Source organism: Mesorhizobium sp. M2A.F.Ca.ET.039.01.1.1 (assembly GCF_003998035.1).
In the GTDB taxonomy this organism is placed as follows: Bacteria; Pseudomonadota; Alphaproteobacteria; order Rhizobiales; family Rhizobiaceae; genus Mesorhizobium.
Map to the genome: position 1 here is coordinate 1 of NZ_RZRY01000928.1, position 2,059 is coordinate 2,059.

Sequence of the window (2,059 nt, forward strand, 5' to 3'; positions counted from 1 at the left end):
CCTGAAGGCCGACTGTCTGATCACGGTCGGCGGCATGGTGCTGAACAACCCGGTGACCACGAAATGCGCGTCGAAGATCACACAGGCCTTGCCGGCCGCCGATCCTTTCTCCTCCCTGCCGGCGCCCGCGGTCACGAACCCGTGCAGGAATGTCAACGCCAGCAAGACGACGCAAACACTACAGCCTGGCACCTATTGCAGTGGCATGAACCTCAACGGCAATGTCGCGCTCTCTTCCGGGACCTATGTCGTCCAGGGGAATTTGAAGATCAACGCGGGTGCGGTCATCACCTGCGCCGCCCCTTGCACCAACGGCGTAACCATCTTCATGTCCGGCAGCAACACCGTCAGCATGAACGGCAACGCCACAGTGAATCTGAGCGCGCCGACCTCGGGCACCTATTCCGGTGTGCTGTTCTACGGCGACAGGACTGGCGTCTGGGCACAGAGCACCTTCAACGGTACCGCGACCTCCTTGCTGACCGGCGCCATCTACTTCCCCAAGCAGCAGGTCAACTATCTCGGCAATTTCTCCGGCAAGGGTGGCTGCACGCAGGTCGTTGCGGACACGGTTCAGTGGTCAGGCAATTCCACCATCAATCAGGACTGCACGGCCTATGGGATGGATGGCATCACGGCCGCAACGTCCATAGTGCTCGTCGAGTAGCGGCCATGCAGCCACCGGCGATCCGTTTCCGCAGAGACCGATCCGGCGCCGCCGCGGTCGAATTCGCGCTTGTGCTGCCGGTGCTGTGCGTCGCCCTGCTGGGCACCGTCGACGGCTGGTCCTACGTCACCAACTCGCTTTCGATGCGCGCCGGTGTGAAGACGGCGGCAAACCTGGTCCTGGCGGGATCCGGCGACGACAGCAGCACGCGGGCAGCCGCGCTGGCGAGTTGGGAGAAAAAGCCTACGGACGCGGCGGTCACCGTCAATCGCGTCTATAAATGCGGGACGATCGTAGTGGCGTCGGCGTCGACCATGTGCGCGGGATCGAAAGTGCCCACGATCTTCGTCGAGATCCAGGCCTCGGGCACCTGGAGTCCGCCCTTTGCCTTCGGCCCCTTTCCGCACGACACCGCGATGGGCCACCAGCAGGTGATCCGTGTCCGCTGAACAGAGAGCCAAGGCGTTTACCGCCAACGCCTCTGGCGGCGCCGCGATCGAGTTTGCGCTCATTGTGCCTTTCCTGATCATGCTGCTCTTCGGCATCTTCGCCTTCGGCTGGTCGATGAACTCCGAGTCCAGCGTGCGCTATGCGCTGGAGGCCTCCGCCCGCTCGCTGCAGCTCAACAACACGCTGACCCAGGCCGACATACAGGCGATCGCGACCCAGAAGCTGCAGGCGCTCGGCTTGCAGAACGTCAACGTCACGATCACCACCGATCCGGCGAGCGGCGGCTTCTGCATGGCGCATGTCAACGCCAGCTACGCGTTCGTCATCAACTTCCCCTATTTCAGCGAGTACCCGGTCAACTATGCGACCACGGTGAACGTGCCGCTGCTCAACAGCGTGCAAGGAGCTTGCCCTCAGTAACAGTCGGAACTGAATCGGCCGATTTGTGCCTTTTTGCGAAGCAGAAGCTGAAGGCGCTCGGCCTGCAAAATGTGAACGTCACGATCACCATCGATCCGGCGAGCGGCGGCTTCCGCATGGCCCATGTCAACGCCAGCTACGCCTTCGTCATCAACTTCCCCTATTTCAGTGATTATCCGATCAACTACACGACGTCCGTGACCGTGCCGCTGGTCGGCGGCTAGAGCAATTCCAGGAAAAGTGCGAGCGGTCAGGCTCGGCGTCTTCGCCGTAGCCTTCCGTTCGGAATTGCGCAAAAACAAGGAGATAGAGCGGTTCGCCGTTTCCGTGAAACGGTGAACAGCTCTAGAAGGGCAGGGGCAAACCGGGCATGAAACCCGTCTCCTCGGGTGGTGCCGGCGGCCTACGTGCCGTCCCATCCACTCCGGCTGATCGGCGCATCATCTTAGCAATCTCTAAAGTCGCAAGCTTGACGCCAGCCACGAATGCTAGGGATTTGCCATCGTCCTATCAGGAGCGCAG

3 protein-coding genes and 1 pseudogene are annotated in these 2,059 nt (G+C 61.6%); all 4 read left to right on the top strand.

All coding sequences use genetic code 11. From position 1 onward, the window contains the following. A pseudogene (locus EOA24_RS35680) lies at positions 1-667 on the top strand (hypothetical protein); the annotation flags it as partial. Positions 668-672: 5 nt separating this feature from the next. Continuing rightward, a complete protein-coding gene (locus EOA24_RS35685; RefSeq protein ID WP_126083411.1) occupies positions 673-1,116 on the top strand; it encodes a TadE/TadG family type IV pilus assembly protein in 444 nt (147 codons plus the stop codon). Next, on the top strand, positions 1,106-1,537 hold the full coding sequence (locus tag EOA24_RS35690; protein WP_126083410.1) for a TadE/TadG family type IV pilus assembly protein: 432 nt from the start codon (positions 1,106-1,108) through the stop codon (positions 1,535-1,537). Before EOA24_RS35685 ends, EOA24_RS35690 begins: the two co-directional genes overlap by 11 nt. A 23-nt stretch (positions 1,538-1,560) precedes the next feature. Then, positions 1,561-1,761 (top strand): hypothetical protein, encoded by a 201-nt coding sequence (locus EOA24_RS35695; RefSeq protein WP_126083409.1) that lies wholly within the window; start codon positions 1,561-1,563, stop codon positions 1,759-1,761. Positions 1,762-2,059 lie beyond the last annotated feature (298 nt).

Bases quoted from the DNA above. Each gene is read 5' to 3' on its own strand.
- EOA24_RS35685 (WP_126083411.1), top strand. From the start codon at position 673: ATGCAGCCACCGGCGATCCGTTTCCGCAGAGACCGATCCGGCGCCGCC.